This window comes from Micromonospora sp. DT81.3, from assembly GCF_049847225.1.
Taxonomy (GTDB): domain Bacteria; phylum Actinomycetota; class Actinomycetes; order Actinomycetales; family Microbacteriaceae; genus Microbacterium.
In genome coordinates, this window is sequence record NZ_JBNCNY010000005.1 from 1 (window position 1) to 22,201 (window position 22,201).

Consider the following 22,201-nt stretch of genomic DNA (forward strand, 5'->3'; position numbering starts at 1 on the left):
GCCGTCCTGATCCAGGAACACCGCCCACACCTGCGCGCACACGCGCAGCTCCTCCGCGGTCGCCGGGGGTGCCGCATTCACCCCCACACCGCGCGCGCAGGCCGCCAACTCCTCGTCGGGCGGCCAGGTGCGCGCTGCGTCCCGCGGTCATCGCCAGATGGGACAACGGTCCGAGCACCGCGACGACACCGTCGACTCCGACGGCGCCGTCGATCAGCGCGGCCCGCATCCCCGGGAACGGGGCGGGCAGCTTCTGCCCCGACGACGGGGCGACCTGCTGGTGCACACCGCGGGCGGCGCGCTCGTACCCGGTGACGGTCTGCTTCGAGACGAGCGTGGCGCGCTGGACCAGCTCGGACACCGACCGGCACCCCATCCGGGTGGTGAGCCGCCCGTCCAGGGAGGCGGCGGCGGAGCGGTCCTGCACCTGTCCGGTGCACTCCACCAGCACCGCCTCCGCCCGACGGATCATCCGCGCCGCGGTCGCCATCACCGTGAGCAGGTCCTCATCGCCCAGCCCCGACACGGTGTCCGCCGTGAACGCGGCGGCGACCGTTTCACCGAGCGCGGTCTCCAGCGCGTGGAGGGTGTCGGTGAGCGGGTGCATGTGTTCATTCAACCGCCAACCACCGACATCCGAGCCGCCGGAACAGCCCAGATCAGCAAAACAAACCAGGCCCTGTTCAAACCCTAATTCGGGTGCTCCCTGTGGAGGAAGCGACGACACCGCCGGCGCTCCGCGGAGGTTCCTAGGCGATTCGTCTCGCTACGCTCGCTCAGCGACCGGGGATAGAACGCTTTGAAGCGCTCAGAGTCACGGCTGAGGGCGATTCATCACGCGAAGCGGTCACTGAGCGAGGAGCCGAACGACGCTGCGCTCGCTCAGCCACCGGGACTGGGACGCTCCGACGCGCTCACGCGCCCGACTCCGGCGGGCGGCCCTCGTTGCGGCGTGCGTAGGCTGCGGCATCCCGGCTCGAAAGGGCGAGGAGGACGAGGATGTCGAAGGCGAGCGTCACGAACGTCGTGTTGATGGTGATCTCCTGGTCCTCGGCCCACCACGCCGCGAACGAGAACGAGATCGACACGACCGAGAACCCCATCACCAGGACCCGGGCCCAGTTCACCCCTCGATAGATGAGGAACGCGAGCAGCGCCTCCACCAGGAGCCCGACCCCTCCGACGACCAGCACCACCGTGATTCCCAACGACGCAGCCTGCGCATCCGAGGCGGCCTCCAGCGTGATCTGAGAGGTCTCAACAAGGTCGGGAATCTGCAGCACCAGCGCCCCGAGCCAGAACATGCCGGCCACGACGCGCAGAAGCACGAGCGCCGCGCCGGCGACCGTCGCCAGGGGGCGCGGCATGTCCGGGTCGTAGTGGGTGCGCTCGAGCAGCCGCGCCGCGGGTTCGTACGCCGGCCGTTTGTTCTCCGTCACGTCGCCTCCGCGGAGTGCGTGGGCAGCGGCGGCGCCGAGCCCACGACCCGTCGCACGTCGACGATCGGCAGGTCGCCGTCGGTCCGGATGCTGTCGCCACCCCCGTTCCGGGCGTGGTAACCCGTGGAGAAGTCGCGCACCACATCCACCGAGATACGCGGATCGGCGGCAGTCATCGTCGTGACGATGTGGTCGCGCTCGATATCGGTGTCGGCATCGATCTTGTGCGTCACCTGCAGCGTGAACAGCGACAGCCCGACCGAGGTGTCGAAGGTGCCCGCGGCGAGCCAGTCCACCCGGATGCCGCCCGGGAGCAGCCAGTCGTCCGGGCACCTCCAGAACCGCACGTGATGACGCTGGGCCGGGTTGCCGTCGACCTCCTGCTGGTACGCGAAGTCCTGCTGGCGCCCGAACAGGAAGAGCGGGCTGACCGGCGCTTGGTGATAGCTCCGACGGCTGAGCGTCGACGTGATGATCCCCCACGACGACGCGAGCGTCACCGGGTCGGCCCTCGTCCAGTGGGCGTCCTCCATGGCCGAGTGGATCTGGTCGGCCTCCCCCATCAGGGCGAGGTTCACGGGGTCGCCGAGCAGTCCGTCGCTCGTACGAGCCCGACCGATGAAGTACTCGGGAACGTAGATCGTGGTGAGGATCCGATGCAGTCTCGGCAGCACCAGATAGGCCAGCAGCGCCCAGAACAGCACCGCCGCCAGCAGTCCCCACCAGCCGACGCGAAAGCTCTCCGTGAAGCTCAGGTAGGCCAGCCAGATCGACGAGAGGCCCGCGAAGATGAAGAAGAACCAATCCAGGGCGACCCCGCGCGAGTATCGCCGTCGGCGCCGGCGCCTCGCACGGTCATCCTCACTCTCGCTCATGATGTGGCGGGCTCGCTCATGAGCTGGCCGGCTCGCTCATGACCACAGGGGGATCCGCGGACTGTGCGCCAGGGCTTCGCCCGGGCGCTCCGACGGCACGTCGGCGATCGCCGCCGGGTTCCACTTCGGGTTGCGGTCTTTGTCGACCAGCTGCGCGCGGATGCCTTCGCGCAGATCCGGCTGGGTGGTCGCGAACCACATCACGAGGGCGTACTCCTGGGAGAGCGCCGCACGGAGGTCGGGCAGTTCGCGCGCCGCCCGCACGGCGGCGAGGGTGACGGAGAGGGCCGTGGGCGAGAGCTGCTCGAGCGCATCGGCGGTGGCGGATGCCGCATCCGCGTCGCTCGCACGCAGCCGGCCGATGATCTCGGCGACGGTGTCGGCAGAGAAGGCGTCGTCGATCCAGACCTGGTCGGCCCTCAGCCGGCCGGGCTCGACCGACTCGTCGAACAGCAGCACGAGTTCGGTCGGGCTCGACGGGTCGGCCCGGGTCTCCAGCGCCTCCGCGAGGGACGAAAGGCGATCGGAAGGGACGAAGTGGTCGGCGAAGCCGGCATAGATGGCATCGGATGCCGTCATCGACGCGCCGGTCAGCCCGAGGTACTCACCCAGCCGGCCCGGTGCGTGGGCAAGCAGCCAGGTGCCTCCGACATCCGGTGTGAACCCGATGCGGGTCTCGGGCATCGCCAGCCGGGACCGCTCGGTCACGATGCGGATCGCGGCGTGCCCCGCCAGTCCGATGCCGCCGCCCATGGTGATGCCGTCGGCGAAGACGACGACCGGCTTGGGGTACTCGGCGAGGCGCGCGTTGAGGGCGTACTCCTCGCGGAAGAAGCCACCGGTCTCATCCGTCTCCCCGGCCACGATCTGCTCGTACAGTCCGCGGACGTCGCCGCCGGCGCAGAACCCGCGCTCGCCCGAGCCGTCGAGCAGGACGAGCTGCACGTCGGGGTGCGTGCTCCACGCGTCGAGGGCCGCTTCGAGGTCGCGGATCATCCCGAGGTCCAGGGCGTTGATGGCTTCTGGCCGATCCAGGGTGAGGTGGCCGAGGCCGCCGGAGGTGCGGGCACGCACCCTCGAATCCGGGGCGTGTGTCGCGTCTGTCACGTCGGCAACGTTACTCCCGCGCTCGCGTTGCGCACCTCCCACGCCTGCGCCACCCCGTGCCTGTGGAGGGCGGGACTTGCCGACGGGCCTTTTCCGCCAAGATGGGGGGAACTGCCCACATGAGGAGAGGCTTCGGCATGCCCGACGGTCAGGTGCTGGAGTTCTCCGGCGTCACCAAGCGTTTCGGTCCGGTGACCGCCGTGTCGGAGTTCACCGCACGCGTGGAACCGGGGGCCGTGACGGGTTTCCTCGGTCCGAACGGGGCCGGCAAGACCACGTCCCTCCGCATCCTGCTCGGCCTCGTCCGAGCGACGGAGGGCACCGCGACGATCGGCGGAGTCCCCTACGCCAAGCTCTCGCACCCCCTGCGGACCGTCGGTGCTGCCCTCGAGGCGTCCAGCTTCCACCCGGGCCGCACGGCGGCGAACCACCTGAAGGTCTACGCGCAGGCCGCCGGTCTCCCCGCTTCACGTATCGACGACGCCATCGGCCTCGTCGGACTCTCGGACGTCGCGGGACGCAGGGTCGGCGGATTCTCGCTCGGGATGCGGCAGCGCCTCGGACTCGCATACACCCTGCTGGGCGACCCCGGTGTGCTGGTGCTCGACGAGCCGGCGAACGGACTCGACCCAGAGGGCATCAAGTGGATGCGCGGGCTGCTGCGCCAACTCGCCCGCGAGGGCCGCACGGTGCTCGTCTCGTCGCACCTGCTGTCCGAGGTGTCGCAGACCGTCGACTCGCTGCTCATCATCGCCCGCGGAAGGCTGGTCTTCCAGGGACAGCTAGACGAACTCTCCGATCAGACCGAGCAGGCCGTGGTCGTCGATGCGCCGGACCGCGCGGCGCTCGCCGACGCCCTGCGCAGCGCCGGCGTGGCCTTCGAGGTTCTGAGGTCGGGCTTCACCGTCCGCGCGGCCGACACCGTCCACATCGGCGCGGTCGCCGCTTCTGCAGGCGTCGCCCTGTCGTCACTGCAGCGCCGCGGGCCCTCGCTCGAGGAGATCTTCCTCGAGCTGGTCGACGGCGCCCGCGTGCACGAGAGCGCCGCGCCGGCGGTCGGTGGCGCGGCCGCCATCCCCGACGACGCAGTGGCGGACGAGGCCACGACGCCCGCCGCGTCCACCGCCGGATTCTCCGTGGCGAGCACGGGGGTCATCGACGTGATCCCCGCCGCCGAAGCCGAGCCCGACGATGATGTGCCGCCCGTGGACGACGTCCCGCCGGATCCGGTCGATGAAGAGCCCGTCGAAGAGCCAGCCGCGGAGGCCGAAGACGACTCCCGCTCCGACTCGGACGCCGACGCGGACCGGTTCTTCGCCGCCTACGACGAGACCGCCATCGAGAGCATCGACGCGGAGACAGCCGAGCCTGAAATCGAGAGTTCCTCCGACATCCACGAGCCTCTCCCGGACCCGACGGAGGAGCCCCCGGACGAGGACTCGGGCGATACGAGCACCGAGGATGAAGGGGGTGAGAGGCGATGAAGATGACGGCAGCGATTCGTTCCGAGCTCACCAAGGTCTTCACGACGGCGATCTGGTGGATCCTGGCGGTCGTCCTCGTCCTCTACGTGGGAATGCTCGCCGCGGGCATGGCCGGCCTCTTCGGGGCCCTGTCCACGGGGCAGCTCGGCTCCGAAGCCGGCTCACCGCCGCCTGACCCCGCCGGCCTGCCGCTCGTCATGTACAGCATCGCGACGTCGATCGGGTACGTCTTCCCGCTGCTCATCGGCACGCTCATGGTGACCTCGGAGTTCCGGCACCAGACTTTGACCCCGACATTCCTCGCCACCCCGGCTCGCGGCATCGCGCTCGCGGCGAAGGTCGCAGCCGGCATCGTCCTCGGCCTGCTGTTCGGAGTGATCGCGGTCGTCTCCGCGGTGGGCCCCGCAGCCGGCATCCTGGCCGCCTACGACATCGATCCCCTGCTCTCGTCGGGAGACACATGGCTGCTGCTCGGCCGGGCGATCCTCGCCCTCGTGCTGTGGGCGATCATCGGCATCGGCATCGGCGCGGTCGTGCGCAATCAGGTCGTGGCGATCGTGATCGTGCTCGCCTTCACCCAGGTCGTCGAGCCGGTGCTCCGCATCGCGGGCGGGCTCATCGACTGGCTGGGAGAGCTGACGAAGTACCTACCAGGCGCCGCAAGCGATGCCCTTGTCGGACAGAGCTTCTTCACGGGTCTCGGCGGACCATCGGCGGCCCCCGTGGCGACGCTGGAGTGGTGGGTCGGCGGACTCGTGCTGCTGGGGTACGCGGTGGTGCTGCTGGTGATCGGAAACTTCACCAGCTGGCACCGCGACGTCACCTGATCAGGTCGCGGGCGCCGGGCTCGGGGCCCGGCGCGCCCGCGGCTTCTTGGCCGCCGCGGCAGCGATGTCGACGACATCCGACGCCTCTTCAGGCACGTCCAGCCGCAGCGCCTTTACCAGCGCCAACCCGTGCCGTGTGGTGAGGATGAGTCGCTCGAACTGGTCGTCACCCTCGAGGTCGATCACGACGCTCGCGCGGTGCCTGCGCACCAGCGCGAAGTCGGTGCCTCCGGCTGACTTCCAGGCACCCATCGCGAGAACGCCTCGGAGATAGGTGCCGGGGCTAGGCACGCCGCGGAGCCACGTCCAGGCGTCATCCGTGAGCTGCACCTTGGTGATCGTGGACCGATCGACCACGACATTCCCCTTGCGGAATGACAGCGCACGCTCGGTCATCGAGAGCACGACCTCGAGCTGCGTCTGATCCAGCAGCAGAGTCACCATGCCTCTAGTCTGCCAGCGAGGTGGTCGCCGAACCCTGGGAATTGCTCACAGAGCGGCAACGATCGTGCCCGTGGCACCGGCCCCGGCCGCGCGGCGACGGTGCGAGACTGGACGTGTGACCCTGCTCGAACGCGCCTCCGGTCACCTGGCGAGCCCGGCGCTCACCAGGGCCGCTGCGGGCGCGCGGCTCACCGCCGACGACGCCGAAGAGCTGCTGCGCGCGGACGAGGACGACAGGGAACGGATGCTGGCACTCGCCGCCGGCATGCGGGACGCCGGGCTCGCCGCATCCGGTCGCGCGGGTGTTCTCACGTACTCGCGCAAGGTCTTCATCCCGCTCACCACCCTCTGCCGCGACCGGTGCCATTACTGCATCTTCGTCGACACCCCCGGCCAGCTGCTGAAGATGCACAAGCCGATGTTCATGACGCCGGAGCAGGTGCTCGCGGTCGCCCGGCAGGGCGCGGCGCTCGGCTGCAAGGAGGCGCTGTTCACGCTCGGCGACCGGCCGGAGGACCGCTGGCCGCAGGCTCGGGCGTGGCTCGACGAGCACGGCTACGCCTCGACGCTCGACTACGTGGGGGCGATGGCGCGACTCGTCACCGCCGAGACCGGGATGCTCGCCCATCTGAACCCCGGCGTGATGTCCCTCGACGAGCTGCGCGCGCTGCGACCCACGGCTCCGTCGATGGGCATGATGCTCGAGACCACCTCGCGCGCGCTGTTCGAGGAACCCGGGCAGGTGCATTACGGGTCGCCGGACAAGGATCCGCAGCTGCGGCTGGATGTGATCGAGGATGCCGGACGCGCGAAGGTCCCCTTCACCACCGGCATCCTGGTCGGCATCGGCGAGACCCTGCGCGACCGCGCCGAGTCGCTCGTCGCCATCCGCGACGCGCACGAGCGCCACGGGCACGTGCAGGAGGTGATCGTGCAGAACTTCCGCGCGAAGCCCCGCACCGCGATGCACGACGCTCCGGATGCGTCCCTCCTCGAGTATGTGTCGGCGGTCGCCGTCGCCCGGCTGGTGCTGGGGCCGCACATGCGCATCCAGGTGCCGCCGAATCTCTCCGACCCCGAGGAGTTCGCACTGCTGGTGCGCGCAGGCGCCGACGACTGGGGCGGCGTCTCGCCGCTCACCGCCGACCACGTCAATCCGGAGCGGCCGTGGCCGCACCTCGATGATCTGACCGCCCGCACCGCGGAGCTCGGCTTCGACCTGCGCGAGCGGCTCACGGTGCACGGCCCCTACATCGCCGCGGCGGACGAGTGGCTCGACGCCGCGATCACGCCGGCGACGCTGGCCCTGGCGGATCCCGAGTCGGGACTCGCTCGAGCGGATGCCGGCACGACGCGCCCAGCGGCCGAGCGTCCAGTCGCCGAGCCTGTCGAGGCGTCGACAACCACCCCGGTCGCCGAGCCTGTCGAGGCGTCGACAAACACCCCGGTCGCCGAGCCTGTCGAGGCGTCGACAAACACCCCGGTCGCCGAGCCCGTCGAGGCGTCGACAACCACCCCGGTCGCCGAGCCTGTCGAGGCGTCGTCAACCACCCCGGTCGCCGAGCCTGTCGAGGCGTCGTCGGCGGGTGGGGACGACCCTTCGACAAGCTCAGGGACCGGTTCAGGCACAGGGACCGGTTCAGGCACAGGGACCGGTTCAGGCACAGGGACCGGTTCAGGTACAAGGACCGGTTCGAACGGGTTCGCACGACTCCTCGAGTCGGCCGCCTCGGACCCGCTCTCGCTCGACGACGCCGACTGGGAGCGGCTGCTGCTCGCCACCGGTGCCGACCTCGACACACTGACGGCGACGGCCGACTATGTGCGGAGGTACACCGTCGGCGAGGCGGTGAGCCTGGTGGTGAACCGCAACGTGGCGTCGACGAACTTCCGCGCCGCTCCGACGGGCGAACCCGACACCTATGGCCTCGACGACCTCGCCGCGATCGCCGCGGATGCCTGGGACCTCGGCGCCACGGAGCTCTGCGTGCAGGGCATGCTGCCGGCATCCGAAGACCCGCTCGGCTACCTCGAGATCGCCCGGACCATCAAGGCGGCGACGCCGCGGGTGCACCTGCACGCCTTCCGCCCGGCGGATGTGGTCGACCTCGCCGACCGGGGCGGGCTCGGCCTCGATGGCGCCCTCGTGGCGCTCCGCGAAGCGGGTGTGGACACCGTGCCCGGCACCGGCGTCAAGGTGCTGAGCGAACGGGTGCGTGCGCTCGTCGCCCCTGGCGACCTCGAGATCGATCGGTGGACGCAGGCGATCGTCGCGGCGCACCGCGCCGGCTTCCGCTCCACCTCGGTGCTCTTCTACGGGCACGTCGAGACAGCGGCCGAGCGGATCGCGCACCTTCGTGCCCTGCGCGCGATCCAGACGGCGTCGACAGGCTCAGCGACCGGAGGCGGGTTCACGGAGTTCGTCCCCATCCCGTTGCCAGGGCACGGGGTGCCCCTCGTCGAGGGCCGTTCGCCCATCGGCGAGCACCGCGCCATGTTCGCGGTCGCGCGGCTGATGCTGAGCGGATCGATCCCGCACCTGCAGGTTCCGTGGACGCGGGTCGGGCGCGAGGACGCGGCGGTGCTGCTGGGTGCCGGTGCCGACGACCTCGGCGGGTCGCTGCTCGACGGCCGTGTGCTGCCGCGGGTGGGTGCGGAGTACGGACTCGAGCTTCCCGCGGCGGATGCCGCGCGCATCGCGCGCCGACTGTTCCGGCCCTTCCGCCTGCGTACGACGGATTACCGCGAGGCGCACTCGTGAGCGCGCCCATCGATGTTGCGATCGTCGGGGCCGGCTTCGCCGGCATCGGCATGGCGCTGGCGCTGCGCCGCGAGAGCCGCGAGTCGTTCCTCGTGCTGGAGCGCGGGCACTCCGTCGGCGGAACCTGGCGGGACAACACCTATCCGGGCGTCGCCTGCGATGTGCCCTCGCACCTCTACGGCTTCGTCGAGCATCCGAACCCGCACTGGTCGGGCGTCTTCGCCCGGGGCGCCGAGATCAGGACCTACCTCGATCGCGTCGCCGACCAGGTGCGCGACCACATCGAGCTGGACACCCCGCTGCTGCGGGCCCGCTGGGACGGCGACCTGTGGCAGCTCGACGTCGGCGGCGCCGGCGCGCGCCGCATCGAGGCGAAAGCTCTCGTCCTGGCGTGCGGGCGGCTCACCGAGCCGTCGGTGCCCGACATCCCGGGGCTGGAGTCTTTCCCCGGCCCGCTGTTCCACTCCGCGCGCTGGGATCACTCCGTCGCCGTCGACGGAGCCCGCATCGCGGTCGTCGGCACCGGTGCGAGCGCCGTGCAGCTCGTGCCCGAGCTGGTCCGGCGCGGCGCCGCCGTGACCCTGTTCCAGCGGACGCCCGCCTGGATCGTCCCGCGCGAGGGCCGCGAATACACGGATGCCGAGCGCCTGGCGTTCGCGAGCGACGCCGGCGCGCTCGCGCGCCTGCGCGCGGACCTGTACACCGAGGGGGAGGCCCGCTACGCCTCGCGCTCCGGAGACGTCGCGGCCGCGGCATCCGCTCGCTCGATCGCCCTCTCGCACCTGACCGCGCAGGTCCCCGATCCCGCGCTGCGCAAAGCTCTCACGCCCGACTACGCCTTCGGGTGCAAGCGCGTCCTGCTCTCCGACGACTTCTACCCGGCCGTCGTGTCCGGCGCCGTGACACTCGAGGCATCTGCGCTCGCGGCGGTCGAGGGGCGGGCTCTCGTCTCGGCGGGCGGAGCGCGCTACGACGCCGACATCCTCGTGCTCGCCACCGGCTTCGAGGCGGCGCGCCAGCCGTACGCCGATCTGGTCGAAAACTCCGACGGAGAAACGCTCGCCGCACACTGGAGCCGGGGAATGACCTCGGTCGCCTCGACGCTGATCTCCGGATTCCCGAATGTGTACGTGCTGAACGGGCCCAACGGGTCGCTCGGCCACAACTCCGCGGTGCTCATGATGGAGGCACAGTCGGAGTTCGTGCTCCGCTGCCTCGCCGACGGTCGCACGATCGACGCGCACGCCGACGCCGAACAGGCGTACACGTCGGAGATCGACGACCGGGCCGCGAGCACGTCGTGGGTCGCCGGCGGATGCCGCAACTGGTACGTCGACGAGCGCTCCGGCCGCCTGACCCTGCTCTGGCCCGGCACGGTCGCCGAGTTCCGCGAGCGCCTCGCCCGCATCGATCCCGCGGCGTTCGCCCGCGAACCCTCGCCGCTGTCGGAAGGAACCCCATGACCATCCCCCTGCGCTTCGGGTACAAGGCATCCGCCGAGCAGTTCGGCCCGCGCGAGCTGCTCGAGTTCGGCGTGCTCGCCGAGGAGATGGGCTTCGATTCGGTGTTCGTGTCGGACCACCTGCAGCCATGGATGCACGAGGGCGGCCACGCCCCGGCATCCCTCCCATGGCTCGGCGCGCTCGGCGAGCGCACCTCGCGCATCGTGATGGGCACCTCCGTGCTGACGCCGACCTTCCGCTACCACCCGGGGGTCGTGGCGCAGGCCTTCGCGACGCTCGGCGTGCTCTACCCCGGGCGCGTCATCCTGGGCGTGGGAACCGGTGAGGCGCTCAACGAGGTGACCCTGGGGCTGGACTGGCCGGAGCCGCCCGAGCGCTTCCAGCGCATGAAGGAGGCGATCGCGCTCATCGAGAAACTCTGGGCAGAGGACCGGGTGACCTACGAGGGCACCTACTACTCCACCCACGACGCGACGATCTACGACCGTCCACCGGCCGACCAGAAGGTGCCGATCTACATCGGCGCCTCCGGCCCGGCGGCGACGCGGCTGGCGGGTCGCATCGCCGACGGCTACATCACGACGTCGGGCAAGGCCCCCGAGTTGTACACCGACACGCTGCTGCCCGCGCTGCGCGAAGGACTGTCCAAGGCGGGCCGGGCCGACGACGCGATCGACACCCTCATCGAGGTGAAGGTCTCGTACCACCCGGACCGCGCGGTGGCGCTGGAGAAGACCCGGTTCTGGGCGCCCCTCGCCCTGTCGGCCGAGGAGAAGATGGCTGTGCACGACCCCCTGGAGATGCAGCGGCTCGCGGCGGAGCTGCCGATCGAGCGCGTCGCGTCGCGGTTCATCGTGTCGGACGACCCGGAAGAGCACGTGGAGTCGATCTCGCGGTACATCGACCTGGGCTTCCGCCACCTCGTGTTCCATGACCCGGGGCACGACCAGGAGGAGTTCCTTCGGACATACGGCGCCGAGATCCTGCCGCGGCTGCGCGCGCGGCATCCGGAATGACCGGCTGGACGGTCCTCGTCCCGGTCAAGCCGTCGGTCCTGGGCAAGTCACGGCTCGCCGTCGACGCCGTGGACCGGGTGGCGATCGCCCGCGCGGTGGCGCTGGACACGATCGCGGCGGCGGCGGCGTGCGAAGCGGTGGAGCGGGTCGTCGTCGTGACGGATGACGCCGGGCTCGTTCTGCAGGCGGCGGACATCCCGGGTCTGCGTTTCGTCGAGGAGACGCCGAGCGCCGCCGAGGCGCTGACCCTGCCGCCCACCGTGCTCGCCGGCGGACTGAACGGGGCTATCGCACGTGGGGCGGCCGCCGTGGGCGAGGGGATGCCGCGGGCTGCCCTGCTCGGGGACCTGCCGGCGCTGCGCTCAGAGGATCTGGCCGCGGCGCTCTCGGCCGCCGCGATTGTCGACCGGGGGGTGGTGGCGGATGCCGAGGGCACCGGTTCCACGTTGGTCACCGCGCGTGCCGGCATCCCGTGGAGCTCGGCCTTCGGCGAGGGGTCGTTCGCCGCGCACCTGGCTCTCGGCTTCGCGGCGCTGCCCGTGCCGGAGGACTCGACCCTGCGCCGCGACGTGGACACCGCCGATCAGCTGGCGCAGGCCACGGCGCTCGGCCTCGGCCGGCGAACGGCCGCGCTGCTCGCCGCCTCACCGCCTCGGGTTCTGCCGAACCTCGGGGCGTGATCCGTCCGTCGGGGCGCGTCTCGTGCGCCCCAGCGGAGGGAATGCGCCCCAAACCCGTGCACACGGCCCGGATGCCACGCGCTCGGGTCGGGAGTCAACGTCGCCCGGCGCCGAGCGCGGCACTGGCGAGGGCGGCCGAGGTGGCTTCGTCGCGCATCCACAGCGGCGCCACGACAGCACGGATGCCGGCGGCTTCGACCTCGGGGGCCAGTACCTCGTCCTCCTCGCCGAGCAGCCAGGCGTCGAGCACTCCCCCACTCGCGCGGGCTCCGTAGTGCGCGGCGATGGCCGAGGCGTTCGATTCGACGCCGATCGCCGCGAGGCAGACATCCGCCATGCCCCGGACGACTCGGCCGCCGATCACGGGGGACACGCCGACGACCGCCGCGCGCGTCGCCGTGAGCGCATCCCTGATGCCGGGCACCGCGAGGATGGGCCCGATCGAGACGACGGGGTTGGAGGGTGCCAGCAGCACCACGTCGGCGTTGGCGATCGCCTCGGCGACTCCGGGTGCGGGCCGCGCCACGGCCATGCCCGGATTTTCGAAGCGCACCGGTTCGAGGGCGGCCCGCCACCGCGTCCACCACTCCTGGAAGTGCATGGGCCGCTCGCCATCCTGGTCCCGCACGGTGACGATGGTGTCGACCTCTGAGTCGGTCATGGGGAGCAGGTGCACGCCGAGGGGCCAGCGGCGAGACATCCGATCGAGCACCTGCGTCGGCGTCGCGCCGTCGCGAAGCCACCCCGTGCGGGCGAGGTGCGTGCCGAGATCGAGGTCGCCGAGGGTGAACCAGGGCCAGCCGGCGCCCCACGCCTGCAGCTCCTCGTTGACCCGCTCCGTGTCCCCCGCGCGCCCCCAGCCCCGGTGCGTGTCATTGACGCCGGCGAGCGCGTAGACGATGGAGTCGACGTCGGGCTGCAGCCGTACTCCGCTCAGCCACAGGTCGTCGCCGGTGTTGGCGACCACGGTGATGTGGTCGTCGTGACCGGCCGCCGCGCGGACTCCGAGGGTGAACTTCGAGCCGCCGACGCCTCCGGCGAGTATGAGAATGCGCACTCGTTCGACCCTACCGGCGGCTGCGGCACCGGCGTGTCGCGCGGGTTCCGGTGTTCTCTTTCAACGTACGCAAGTCTGCGCTGAGGTTCGCGCAGACTTGAGTGTCGCCGGGCAGGGGGTGGTTCCCCTGCGGCGTTTCGCGCCGCCCTTCGCGCTGCGCTTCTCGACGCGCGCTGCGGGGACATGAGCCGCGCGTGCAGGAATGTGCAGCACGAAGCGGCAAGGGGGCGCCGAGGGCGCTCCGTCGGGGCGGCAGCTCGACGAACGCCGTGCAGCGCGAAGCGGCAAAGGGGCGCGCGGCGCCCTAAGGGCGCGGGGCGGATGCCGCGGCACGGGCCGCGGCCGGGAGCGCCTCGATGATCCGGCCGAGGGCCTCGTCGTCGTGCGTCGCCGTGAGGAACCAGGCCTCGAAGACGCTCGGCGGGAGCGAGACGCCCGCGTCGAGCATCGCGTGGAAGAACGGCGGGTAGCGCCACGACTGCTGCGCCTGGGCGGCGGCGTATTCCCGAGGCACCGAAGCGGCGAACACCAGCCCGAACAGGGACCCCGCCCGGGGCACGGCGTGCTCGACGCCCTCGGCCGCGAGGGCGGACGACAGGACCGTCGCGACCGCGTCGGCGGCGGCATCCACCCGCGCGTACACCTCGGGCGTCGCCAGCCGCAGCGTCGCGAGGCCCGCGGCGACCGAGAGCGGGTTCCCCGAGAGGGTTCCGGCCTGATACACCGGCCCGGTGGGCGCGAGCCGCTCCATGATGTCTGCGCGTCCGCCGAGCGCGGCGAGCGGCATCCCTCCGCCGACGACCTTGCCGAACGTGAAGATGTCGGGGGTGTAGTGCTCGCCCTGCGCCGCCTGCAGCCCCCAGAAGCCCGCCGGGTGCACACGGAACCCGGTCAGGACCTCGTCGATGATCAGCAGCGCCCCGTGGGCGTGCGTGCGCTCGGCAAGGGCCGCGTTGAAGCCCGGAAGCGGCGGCACGACGCCCATGTTGGCGGCGGCGGCCTCGCCGATCACGGCCGCGATGCGGTCGCCGTGCGCGGCGAAGACCTCATCCACCGCGGACACGTCGTTGTACGGGATCACGAGCGTCTGCGCGGCGACCGGTGCCGGCACGCCGGCCGAGCCCGGCAGCGCGAGCGTCGCGACGCCGGATCCCGCCTCCGCCAGCAACCCGTCGGAGTGCCCGTGGTAGTGCCCGGCGAACTTCACGAGCAGGTCGCGGCCGGTGTACCCGCGGGCGAGCCTGATCGCGGTCATCGTCGCCTCGGTGCCCGTCGACACGAGGCGCACGCGTTCGATCGGCGTGGGGACGGGCGCGTCCGGCGCGACGACACGGCCCGCGATCAGATCGGCGAGCTCCACCTCGGCACCGGTGGGTGCGCCGAAGGACAGACCCCTGCTCGCCGCCTCGCGGACGGCCTCGACGACCTCCGGATGCGCGTGCCCGAGCAGCGCGGGGCCCCACGAGGCGACGAGGTCGACGTAGGTCCGGCCGGCGGCATCCGTCACGTACGGCCCGCTCGCCGAGGCGAGGAACCGCGGCGTGCCGCCGACGGAGCCGTACGCGCGCACGGGCGAGTTCACGCCGCCGGGGATGACGGCGCGCGCACGCGCGAAGAGCTCGTCGTTGGCATCGAAGGGATGAAGAACGGTCACGATCGGACTCCGTCCCGCAGCCAGCCGGCGGCCTCGATCGCCCAGTACGAGAGCACGGCGTCCGCTCCGGCCCGGCGGATGCCGAGCAGCGACTCGAGCACCGCCCCGCGGCGGTCGATCCAGCCGTGCGCCGAGGCCGCCTCGATCATCGCGTACTCGCCCGACACCTGGTATGCCCACACGGGAATGTCTACGGCGGCGCGCACCTCGGCCAGCACGTCGAGGTAGGGCAGCGCGGGCTTGACCATGACGACATCCGCACCCTCATCGGCATCGAGCAGCGCCTCGCGAACGCCCTCGCGTCCGTTGCCGGGGTCCAGCTGGTACGTGCGGCGGTCGCCCTTGAGCTGGGAATCCACGGCCTCTCGGAACGGTCCGTAGAACGCGCCGGCGTACTTCGCCGAGTACGCCAGCAGGAGCGTGTCCGAGAAGCCTTCGGCATCCAGAGCCGCACGCACGAAGCCGACCTGGCCGTCCATCATGCCGGACAGGCCGAGCATGGCGGATCCGGCACGCGCCTGCGCGAGGCCCATCGCGGCGTAGCGGTCGAGGGTCGCGTCGTTGTCGACGCCGCCGCGCTCGTCGAGCACGCCGCAGTGGCCGTGGTCGGTGAACTCGTCGAGGCAGAGGTCGGTCTGCACCACCAGCGCGTCGCCCACTTCGGCCGCGACGGCCGTGGTCGCGACGTTCAGGATGCCGTCCGGGTCGTCGGCTCCGGAGCCCCTGCCGTCGCGGACCTCGGGGACGCCGAAGAGCATGACGCCGCCGACGCCGGCGGCAGCGGCATCCGCCACCGCGCGCCGGAGCGAGTCGAGCGAGTGCTGGACGATCCCCGGCATCGAGCCGATCGGGACCGGCTCGCTCAGCCCTTCCCGCACGAAGAGGGGCAGGACGAGCTGCGACGGCGCGAGGTGCGTCTCTCGCACGAGCCGCCGCACGGCGGGCGACTGCCGCAGCCGCCGAGGGCGGTGGGTGGGGAAGCTCACGATTGGAACTCGTCGGCGGCGTGCGGGAGCTTGAACTGAGAAACAGCCTCGATGAGCGCATCGACCGTCTGGCGGTCGGCGACGACATCCACGGAGAGGCCGACCTTGCGGGCGTCCTTCGCGGTGCGGGGGCCGATCGCGGCGATCACGGTCTCGGACGGGATCTCGGGGAACTGGGCGTACACCTGCTCGGCGACCGAGCCGCTCGTCACCAGGATGGCGTTGATGCGGCCGCTCGCCACGTCGCGCGCGATGCGTTCGGTGACCGGCACGCCGACGGTGCGGTACGCCACGACGCTGCGCACGTCGTGGCCGGCGGCGATCAGCGACTTCGTCAGCACGGGCTTCGCGATCTCGCTCCGCAGGGTCAGGATGCGCCGCGGCGGGGGCGCCGGCTCGAGGGCGGTGAGCTGCTCGGCCATGCCGGCGGCGGAGTTGTCGCGATCGGGAACCAGATCGACCCGGTAGCCGGCGGCCTGGAGGGCCGCCGCCGTCGTCTCACCGACGGCCGCGATGCGGGTGCGGGCGGGGATGAACGTCCGATGCGCGTAGAGCACATCGACCGTGGTCGCGCTTGTGACCGTGAGCCAGTCGAAGTGGCCCGCCTCGAGGTCGGCCAGTGCGGCATCGAGCGCTTCGAGATCGTTCGCCGGTGCGAAGTTGATGAGCGGCGCCACGACGGGGGTGGCACCCTGCGCTCGAAGGCTCGCGGCCACGCCATCACCCCACGGACCGCCTCGGGGCACCAGAACGCGCCACCCGACGAGGGGCTTGTCGGGTTTCGGGTGTCCGAAGGCTGGGTTCATGGGGCTGACTCTCGTGGTACCAGGCCGGCTGCCCCACGTTCGAGCAGCCGATGGGCGACAGCGTGCCCGATACCGCGAGCGCGGACGATCGGGTCTGTGCCATCGGCAGCGTCCGCTCCATTGCCACTGCCTTGCAATCGAATATACCCCGGGTCCACGCTGTCTGTTCTGTCGACGGCCAGGCGCCGATCGCCGCCCGGCGCGTAGACGACCGCACGCACCCGCAGTTCGCCCGCGAGCAGCCGGGCGTGCACCCCGACGGGGGCATGACAGCCGGCCTCGAGTTCGGACAGCACGGTGCGCTCGGCCGTGACCGCGATGCGGGTCGCCGCATCGTCGAGCCGGGAGAGCACTTCGAGCAGATCGGATGCGGCATCCGCCCGCGTTTCGACGGCGAGGGCCCCCTGGCCGGCGGCGGTGGGCCACTCGGCGAGCCCGAGGGGCTCGAACCCGAACTGCTGCGAGCTCAGGATGTCGAGCCGCGACAATCCGGCGGCGGCCAGCACGACGGCATCCAGCTCGCCGTCCCGCACGCGCCCGAGGCGGGAGTCGACGTTGCCCCGGAGGTCCTGAACGCGGATGCGCGGGTTGTGCCGGCGCACCTGGGCGATGCGGCGAGGCGATCCGGTGCCGACCGTGGAGCCGGCCGGCAGGCGGTGCAGGGGCGTGCCGTCGCGGGTCACGACGACGTCGCGGGCATCCTCGCGCACCGGAATCGCCGCGATCGTGAGGCCGGGCGGGTCGGCCGTCGGCAGATCCTTGAGCGAATGCACGAGCAGATCGCATTCGCCCGCCAGGAGCGCCTCGCGGAGACGGGTCGCGAAGACGCCGGTGCCGCCCAGCTCCGCGAGCGAGGCGCGGGAGACATCGCCCTCGGAGACGATCGGCACGAGCTCGACTTTCCGGCCGGAAGCGGCCGCGAGCGCGTCGGCGACGTGGGTCGACTGGGCGAGCGCCAGGGCGCTGCGCCGGGTGCCGAGCCGCAGCGGCGCCGTCATGGGCACGTTGCCCCGTGGTGCGCCGCGGCCCTCATCCCACGCCGGCTCACTGGAGAACCTCGGCGATCTCGCGCAGCTCGAGACGGCGCCCGGTGAAGAAGGGCACCTCTTCCCGCACGTGCCGACGCGCGTCGGTGGCACGGAGGTCGCGCATCAGGTCGACGAGCTCGGTCACCTCGTCGGCCTCGAGCGGAAGCAGCCACTCGTAGTCGCCGAGGGCGAACGAGGCCACGGTGTTCGCGAGGACGCCCGTGAAGGCCGCCCCCTTGCGGCCGTGCTCGGCCAGCATCCGCCGCCGCTCCTCCTCCGGCAGCAGGTACCACTCGAAGCTCCGCACGAACGGGTAGAGGCAGAGCCACCTCTTCGGCGGGATGTCGCGCAGGAATCCGGGCACGTGCTGCCGGTTGAACTCCGCGTCGCGGTGCACGCCCATCGCGTTCCACGTCGGCAGCAGGTTCTTCAGCAGCTCCGTCCGGCGAAGTCGGCGCAGCGCGCGCTGCAGGTCCTCGGGCAGCGGTCCATGCAGCCACACCATGAGGTCCGCGTCGGCGCGCAGCCCGCTCACGTCGTAGAAGCCGCGCACGGTGACGCCGCTCTGCTCCACCAGGTCGACGATCGCCGTGAGCTCCGTGTCGTCCGGTTCGACGACGGGCCGCACCGGATCGCGCCGCCACACCGCCCACAGCGTGAAACCGCTCGGCGATGCCGTCAGCGGGTCGGGTGAATCCTGCAAGGGCGCGGGTGAGAAGTACTCGGCCATGGGTCCAGTCTGTCCCGCCACGTGCTCGCGGCCAAACGCACGGTCCGGCGGGTCAGCGCGCGTAGGCGCGCACCGCCGCCCAGACGGCAGTGCCCACGGCTGCGGCGATGCTGACGACGGCGGCGATCGCGGCGGCCGGCTGACGGCGTGCGAAGACGCGCGCCTTGCGCACGCCGTCGTCGGTGGCGGTCGTCAGCCGCTTGGGCACATTGGCCTTCACTTCGATCGCCATCAGCGCGGCCTTGAGCTCGGCGCGCGCACTCTCGACCGGATCGGAGATCCCGAGCGGGACCGCGGTGCGGGGAACGGGAACGGGCACCTGCTTCTTCGGTGCCATCGCGCTGCTAGAACTCATCGCCGACCTCTCTCACCATGCGGACGTCCTGCTGCACCGAGTCAACGGGCGTGCGGCTGCTGGACATCTTACGGAAGCGCAGATAGCCCAGCAGCGCCAGCACGAGGGCCACGACGACGAGGAAGAGGAACACGACGAGCGCCGACACCCAGGCCGGCCACCACGAGGAAAGGCCGATGATGACGAACGCCCCGAAGGCCGCGATCGACCAGAACAGGAAGAACAGGGCGGCGACGAACCACCCGGCGCCCACCCCGACGTCCTTCGCCGTCTTGGTCACCCACACTTTGGCGCTGTCGACCTCTGCGACGACGAGGTTGCGCACCAGCTCCGGGACGTCGCCCAGGAGCGTGAAGAGGCTGTCGTCCGCGCGATCGCGGAAGCCCCGTGGTGTCGTCATCAGATCTGGCCGGTGGGCAGCGACGCGGCGTTCGGTCCGGTGACATCGCCGTTCGCGGGGGCGGCCACCTCGTCGAATGAGGCGTTCGCCGCTGCGGCCGTCTCGGCCGCGGCCTTCTTGACGTCTTCCGCCGATGACTGACCGGCCTTGATGCCCGAGTCGAGCTTCTCGCCCGGTGTTCCCTGCTTCGTGACGGCGTTCTTGACCTTGACCGCGCCGTCGAACACGGCCGACGGCAGCGAGGCGATGCTGGACTTCGCGAAGTCCTGCACCTTGGTCACCTGCTGCTGCACGGGTTCGGTGTTCCAGGCCTTCAGGAACTGCTCCTTGATCTGCTGGTAGCGCTCCTTGCCGGCGCGGGAGCCGAGGATGTAGCCCGCTCCAAGGCCGATGACGAGTCCGACTTTGCCCTTCATGGGGTCTCCTTACGCTCGGGTTTTCCTGCTGATCTGCCTCCAGGTTAGCCCCGCATGCCGAAGTCGGCATCCACCCGTCGTAACCCTTGACACCGGGCGGTCAGGAGTGCTTAACCGCCTATTTCAGCCCCACAGCGCCGACTGGCGCACCCTCTCGGCCTCGGCGATCGCGTCCGGCACCACCTGGGCGAGGCCGGTGCCCGAGAGCCACGCGCCTGTGGCCGCGAGCCCGTCCACCCCGTGGATCGCGCCGCGTGCCGCGGCGGCCGCATCCCGCTGACCGAGCACCGAGGCCGGCTGGGCCTGCCCGTAGGGCTCGAGCCGTGCGTCGACCAGCTGGCTGGCTGAGAGGGGCACGCCGAGCAGAGCGGATGCCTCGGCGAGGGCCAGCGCGGCGGCGTCCTCGTCGCTCAGCCCGGTGGTCGCGGGCGGCTCGCCCTGGCTGCCGAAGGACACACGGACGACGTGCCGCCCGGCCGGCATGCGCTCGGCAAGCCACGGCCACTTCGCGGTGGAGTGCGTGAGCGCCTTCGCCGCCCTCGCACCCGCGACGGTGAGCACGCCGGTGCCGCGGGGGTGCGCGTCGAGCGCCGGCGCGTCGAGCACGAGGGTGACGACGTGCACGTCGGGGCCCGGACGCAGGGCCGCGGTCCCGAGCGCGGGCACGGCCGTCGCGAGCAGGCGCCGGGCGGCGGCCTCGGGGGTGGCGACGATCACGGCATCCGCGCGCTCCTCCTCCTGCCCCGCCACCGAGACGGTCCAGCGCTCGCCCACCCGATCGACGGACTCCACGGTCGCGCCGGTGTGCACCTCGGCCCCGAACTCGTCGAGCCGTGCCAGGAGCGCCCCCACGAGCCGGTACACCCCGCCATCGATTCCCTCGATCGCCGCCCCGGGGGCCGTCGTGCGTTCGCCACGCAGCACCGCCACCGCGCCGGACAGGGAACCGGCGCGGGTCAGCGCGGCGTTCAGGCCGGGGGCCGCGACGTCCACGTCGATGTCGTCCGGGTGCGACGAGTAGACGCCCGTGGTCACCGGAGCGACCAGGCGCTCGAGCACGGCGGTTCCCATCCGCGTTCGCACGAGCCTGCCGAGGCTGCGCTCGTGCCCGATCGTCAGGGGCGGTCGCACGCGGTCGAGATAGGCACGCCAGGCGCCGCGCCACCCGATCACCCGGCGGACGTCGTCGGCGAAGGGGTTGTCGGGGATGCCGAGCACCCCGCCCTTGGGGAGCGGCGCCGCGCCCGGCGACGCGGGCAGCCCCACGACCCATGCCCCACCGGGGGTGGGTGCGACGATGCTCCCGCCGAGGCCGAGCTCCTCGACGAGTGCGCGCACGTGGCCGCCGCGGGTCGCGTAGCTCTCCGCGCCGACGTCGAGGGGGATGCCCCCGACGTCCGCCGTGCGCACCGAGCCGCCGACGAGGCCGGACTGCTCGAAGACGGCGACGCGGATGCCGACCTTGGCGCACTCATAGGCGGCCACCAGCCCGGCGATGCCGGCGCCGATCACCACGACGCGCGTCTCGCGGGCGTGGGCGGCCAGCTCCTCGAGGGCTTCGCCGCTCACGACGACTCCGCGTGCACCAGCTCGACGATGCGGGTCAGGGTGTCGGGGTCGGTGTCCGGCGGCACTCCGTGCCCGAGGTTCACGATATGGGCCCGGGCGGCGCGGCCGCGGCGCAGCACGTCGCGCACGTGCTGCTCGAGCACCGGCCAGGGAGCTCCCAACAGGGCGGGATCGATGTTGCCCTGCACCGTGGTGTCGGGTCCGAGGATCGCCGCAGCATCGTCCAGCGGCATCCGCCAGTCGGCGCCGACGGCATCCGCCCGTCCGTCCAGCCGCATGTCCGCCAGCACGGGACCGGTGCCGACACCGAAGTGGATGAGGGGAACGCGTCCGCGCACGGCGTCGAGCGCCGCCGCGGAATGCGGGGCGGCGAAGGCGCGGTAATCCTGGGGCGAGAGCGAACCCGCCCACGAGTCGAAGAGCTGCACGGCGGAGGCGCCGGCGTCGACCTGCGCCGAGAGGAACGCGCCAGAGACCGCCGCGAGCCACCCGGCGAGCGCGTGCCACGAGGCGGGGTCGGCGTGCATCAGCGCGCGGGCTCGCAGGTGCTCCTTGGAGGGGCCTCCCTCGACGAGGTAGGCGGCCAGGGTGAAGGGCGCTCCGGCGAAGCCGATGAGGGGCGTCTCGCCGAGCTCGGCGGTGACGATGCCGACGGCTTCGCGGATCGGGTCGGCGGCGGCCGACACGGTCCGGGGGTCGATCGCGATGAGGCGGGCGACGTCGTCCGCGGTGCGGATCGGCTGCGCGAAGACGGGACCCCGGCCCGGCTCGATGTGCACGTCGACCCCGGCGAGGCGCAGCGGCACCACGATGTCGCTGAAGAAGATGCCCGCGTCGACCCGGTGGCGACGCACCGGCTGCAGGGTGATCTCGGCGGCGAGCTCCGGAGTGAGGCAGGCATCCAGCATCCGCGTGCCCACCCGCAGCTCGCGGTATTCGGGCAGCGAGCGGCCGGCCTGCCTCATGAACCACACCGGCGCGGTCTCTGGTCGATCGCCCTTCAGCGCTCTCAGAAGGGGCGCGCGCAGCAGCGGGGCATCGACCAGGGGCATACTCCCATCCTCGCACCCGCCCCTCTGGCCTGGCGGCGTTGCGCGGCCCGGT

The 22,201-nt window shown here is 71.8% G+C and carries 21 protein-coding genes and 1 pseudogene; 6 read left to right on the top strand and 16 right to left on the bottom strand.

Annotated features, from left to right (window positions below; translation table 11 throughout):
* From ACPW96_RS12260 to ACPW96_RS12275, 4 genes are all read right to left on the bottom strand, one after another.
* Positions 1 to 607: hypothetical protein (locus ACPW96_RS12260; RefSeq protein ID WP_425883402.1), on the bottom strand; the 607-nt coding region annotated here is incomplete at its 3' end.
* Positions 608 to 914: 307 nt separating this feature from the next.
* Positions 915 to 1,439 carry a hypothetical protein gene (locus tag ACPW96_RS12265; protein ID WP_425883403.1) on the bottom strand — a complete coding sequence of 175 codons (525 nt, stop codon included), beginning with the start codon at positions 1,437 to 1,439 and terminating at the stop codon, positions 915 to 917.
* A complete protein-coding gene (locus tag ACPW96_RS12270; protein WP_425883404.1) occupies positions 1,436 to 2,314 on the bottom strand; it encodes an LssY C-terminal domain-containing protein in 879 nt (292 codons plus the stop codon). Before ACPW96_RS12270 ends, ACPW96_RS12265 begins: the two co-directional genes overlap by 4 nt.
* A 36-nt stretch (positions 2,315 to 2,350) precedes the next feature.
* On the bottom strand, positions 2,351 to 3,421 hold the full coding sequence (locus tag ACPW96_RS12275; protein ID WP_425883405.1) for an enoyl-CoA hydratase/isomerase family protein: 1,071 nt from the start codon (positions 3,419 to 3,421) through the stop codon (positions 2,351 to 2,353).
* Between the two features lie 119 nt (positions 3,422 to 3,540).
* Between ACPW96_RS12275 and ACPW96_RS12280 the strand changes: the two are divergent.
* Together ACPW96_RS12280 and ACPW96_RS12285 are read left to right on the top strand one after the other, a co-directional pair.
* Positions 3,541 to 4,446 (top strand): annotated as a pseudogene (locus ACPW96_RS12280) (ATP-binding cassette domain-containing protein); the annotation flags it as partial.
* Between the two features lie 461 nt (positions 4,447 to 4,907).
* Positions 4,908 to 5,732 carry a hypothetical protein gene (locus ACPW96_RS12285; RefSeq protein WP_425883406.1) on the top strand — a complete coding sequence of 275 codons (825 nt, stop codon included), beginning with the start codon at positions 4,908 to 4,910 and terminating at the stop codon, positions 5,730 to 5,732.
* Here ACPW96_RS12285 and ACPW96_RS12290 read toward each other — a convergent pair whose 3' ends face one another.
* On the bottom strand, positions 5,733 to 6,176 hold the full coding sequence (locus tag ACPW96_RS12290) for a hypothetical protein (RefSeq protein ID WP_425821169.1): 444 nt from the start codon (positions 6,174 to 6,176) through the stop codon (positions 5,733 to 5,735). It abuts the gene before it with no gap.
* A 115-nt stretch (positions 6,177 to 6,291) separates the two neighbouring features.
* Between ACPW96_RS12290 and cofG the strand changes: the two genes are divergently transcribed.
* Genes cofG through ACPW96_RS12310 form a run of 4 tightly spaced genes read left to right on the top strand, consistent with a single transcriptional unit; the run spans position 6,292 to position 12,096 of the window.
* Entirely contained in the window at positions 6,292 to 8,937 is a 2,646-nt protein-coding gene (cofG, locus tag ACPW96_RS12295) for a 7,8-didemethyl-8-hydroxy-5-deazariboflavin synthase CofG (protein WP_425883408.1), read from the top strand.
* Positions 8,934 to 10,400, top strand: coding sequence for a flavin-containing monooxygenase (locus ACPW96_RS12300; protein WP_425883409.1), 1,467 nt, complete (start codon positions 8,934 to 8,936; stop codon positions 10,398 to 10,400). The genes cofG and ACPW96_RS12300 overlap by 4 nt, the downstream gene beginning before the upstream one ends.
* Positions 10,397 to 11,416: a glucose-6-phosphate dehydrogenase (coenzyme-F420) gene (gene fgd / locus ACPW96_RS12305; protein ID WP_425821172.1), complete on the top strand. Its 1,020-nt coding sequence runs from the start codon at positions 10,397 to 10,399 to the stop codon at positions 11,414 to 11,416. Before ACPW96_RS12300 ends, fgd begins: the two co-directional genes overlap by 4 nt.
* Positions 11,413 to 12,096 (top strand): 2-phospho-L-lactate guanylyltransferase, encoded by a 684-nt coding sequence (locus tag ACPW96_RS12310; protein ID WP_425821173.1) that lies wholly within the window; start codon positions 11,413 to 11,415, stop codon positions 12,094 to 12,096. The genes fgd and ACPW96_RS12310 overlap by 4 nt, the downstream gene beginning before the upstream one ends.
* Positions 12,097 to 12,190: 94 nt before the next feature.
* Here ACPW96_RS12310 and cofD read toward each other — a convergent pair whose 3' ends face one another.
* The 11 genes from cofD to hemE form a co-directional block, all read right to left on the bottom strand.
* On the bottom strand, positions 12,191 to 13,153 hold the full coding sequence (gene cofD / locus ACPW96_RS12315; RefSeq protein WP_425883410.1) for a 2-phospho-L-lactate transferase: 963 nt from the start codon (positions 13,151 to 13,153) through the stop codon (positions 12,191 to 12,193).
* A 304-nt stretch (positions 13,154 to 13,457) separates the two neighbouring features.
* The gene (gene hemL / locus ACPW96_RS12320) at positions 13,458 to 14,831 is read right to left on the bottom strand and encodes a glutamate-1-semialdehyde 2,1-aminomutase (RefSeq protein WP_425883829.1); all 1,374 of its coding nucleotides are present in this window, start codon (positions 14,829 to 14,831) and stop codon (positions 13,458 to 13,460) included.
* Entirely contained in the window at positions 14,804 to 15,793 is a 990-nt protein-coding gene (hemB, locus tag ACPW96_RS12325; protein WP_425883411.1) for a porphobilinogen synthase, read from the bottom strand. The genes hemL and hemB overlap by 28 nt, the downstream gene beginning before the upstream one ends.
* The gene (locus ACPW96_RS12330) at positions 15,790 to 16,599 is read right to left on the bottom strand and encodes a uroporphyrinogen-III synthase (protein WP_425821177.1); all 810 of its coding nucleotides are present in this window, start codon (positions 16,597 to 16,599) and stop codon (positions 15,790 to 15,792) included. The genes hemB and ACPW96_RS12330 overlap by 4 nt, the downstream gene beginning before the upstream one ends.
* Positions 16,596 to 17,597 carry a hydroxymethylbilane synthase gene (gene hemC / locus ACPW96_RS12335; RefSeq protein WP_425821178.1) on the bottom strand — a complete coding sequence of 334 codons (1,002 nt, stop codon included), beginning with the start codon at positions 17,595 to 17,597 and terminating at the stop codon, positions 16,596 to 16,598. The genes ACPW96_RS12330 and hemC overlap by 4 nt, the downstream gene beginning before the upstream one ends.
* Positions 17,598 to 17,643: 46 nt before the next feature.
* Positions 17,644 to 18,357 carry a hydrogen peroxide-dependent heme synthase gene (gene hemQ, locus ACPW96_RS12340; protein WP_425821179.1) on the bottom strand — a complete coding sequence of 238 codons (714 nt, stop codon included), beginning with the start codon at positions 18,355 to 18,357 and terminating at the stop codon, positions 17,644 to 17,646.
* A gap of 52 nt (positions 18,358 to 18,409) precedes the next feature.
* Positions 18,410 to 18,712 carry a hypothetical protein gene (locus ACPW96_RS12345; protein ID WP_425821180.1) on the bottom strand — a complete coding sequence of 101 codons (303 nt, stop codon included), beginning with the start codon at positions 18,710 to 18,712 and terminating at the stop codon, positions 18,410 to 18,412.
* Positions 18,702 to 19,112: a phage holin family protein gene (locus tag ACPW96_RS12350; RefSeq protein WP_425821181.1), complete on the bottom strand. Its 411-nt coding sequence runs from the start codon at positions 19,110 to 19,112 to the stop codon at positions 18,702 to 18,704. The genes ACPW96_RS12345 and ACPW96_RS12350 overlap by 11 nt, the downstream gene beginning before the upstream one ends.
* Complete coding sequence (locus ACPW96_RS12355) at positions 19,112 to 19,528, bottom strand: hypothetical protein (RefSeq protein ID WP_425821182.1); 417 nt, start codon at positions 19,526 to 19,528, stop codon at positions 19,112 to 19,114. Before ACPW96_RS12355 ends, ACPW96_RS12350 begins: the two co-directional genes overlap by 1 nt.
* Positions 19,529 to 19,651: 123 nt before the next feature.
* Positions 19,652 to 21,097, bottom strand: coding sequence for a protoporphyrinogen oxidase (gene hemG / locus ACPW96_RS12360; RefSeq protein ID WP_425883412.1), 1,446 nt, complete (start codon positions 21,095 to 21,097; stop codon positions 19,652 to 19,654).
* A complete protein-coding gene (hemE, locus tag ACPW96_RS12365; RefSeq protein WP_425821184.1) occupies positions 21,094 to 22,149 on the bottom strand; it encodes a uroporphyrinogen decarboxylase in 1,056 nt (351 codons plus the stop codon). Before hemE ends, hemG begins: the two co-directional genes overlap by 4 nt.
* Positions 22,150 to 22,201: the final 52 nt, after the last annotated feature.